Source organism: Mesorhizobium sp. M2D.F.Ca.ET.226.01.1.1 (assembly GCF_004022705.2).
Lineage (GTDB): Bacteria > Pseudomonadota > Alphaproteobacteria > Rhizobiales > Rhizobiaceae > Mesorhizobium.
In genome coordinates, this window is sequence record NZ_RZOY02000097.1 from 1 (window position 1) to 314 (window position 314).

Below are 314 nucleotides of genomic sequence, written 5' to 3' on the forward strand. Positions count from 1 at the left end.
CACGATCATATGGAGCACTGCCTGGTCGAAGGCGGAGAACCGACCAGGGACACGCTCAAGGAGCTGAAACAGCTCACCAAGTATCTGTGAGGCAACCATGTGGGCAAGGATTCTGGCCTGGTTCGGGTTCGGGGCGCATGGTCACGACCATGGTGGCCATGATCACCACGGGCCGCATGGTCATACGCATGGGGTGATCGACGCCACGATCGCGACGACCGATCGCGGCATCTGGGCGATCAAATGGTCGTTCGTGATCCTCGCGATCACCGCGGCTTTGCAGATCGTCGTCGTGGCGTTTTCCGGCAGCGTGG

1 pseudogene is annotated in these 314 nt (G+C 60.8%); it reads left to right on the plus strand.

Annotated elements, in window-relative coordinates:
• Window positions 1-97: 97 nt before the first annotated feature.
• Window positions 98-314 (plus strand): annotated as a pseudogene (locus EN869_RS33930) (cation transporter); the annotation flags it as partial.